General features: G+C 74.2%; 1 pseudogene. It reads right to left on the minus strand.

Annotated elements, in window-relative coordinates:
- Nucleotides 1–638 (minus strand): annotated as a pseudogene (locus K6I34_RS37750) (hypothetical protein); the annotation flags it as partial.
- Between the last annotated feature and the right edge of the window lie 48 nt (nt 639–686).

Consider the following 686-nt stretch of genomic DNA (forward strand, 5'->3'; position numbering starts at 1 on the left):
GATTCGGTCAGCGCCCACTGGTGCACCACTTCCACGTCCATCGCGGGCCCGCTGCCGGGGGTGCCGTTGCGCAGTGCTTCGAGGAAGGCCCGGGTGTAGGGCCCGGACTCCGGCGAGGGCTCGGACGGGGCGGGGGTGACCACCCCGAACAGCGCCACGCCCTCGGAGAGCTGCCCCCGCTCCGCGGCGGCGGCCGCCTTCGGCCACGTGGCGGCGTCGGCTTCGACGTCGGCGAGCACCAGGACGGGGCCGGAGCGCTCGGCGAGCGTGCGGGTGAGCCACGTCCAGGGCAGGCCCGTGTAGCGGACGGTGCCCGGGGTGCTGCCCGACAGGGCCAGGTGGATCTCGTCGCCGCCCTTGCGCGAGGAACGCGAGGAGCGTGAAGAAGAGGTCATGAGCCGTCCGGTCAGCCACACCAGCAGCGGCCCGGGCCCTGCGGCCGCGTTCTGGAGGTAGGCGAGCACGCTCTGCTGTCCCGTCGCGCCGGGCAGATGGACCACGTCGACCGCGTCGGCCGCGACGAACCCCCGCGGATCGGCGCCCGCGACGGCGTGCAACGTCGGATTCGGCATCGCGCCGCGCCGCCGGTCAGGCGTGCCGTCCAGCAACAGCACGCATCCCCGACTCGGGTGATTCACCGTGATCGTCCCTCCGGCCTGCCACCGCAACAACCGCCCTCCCCGAGC

The organism is Streptomyces sp. UNOC14_S4, from assembly GCF_020740835.1.
Taxonomy (GTDB): Bacteria; Actinomycetota; Actinomycetes; order Streptomycetales; family Streptomycetaceae; genus Streptomyces.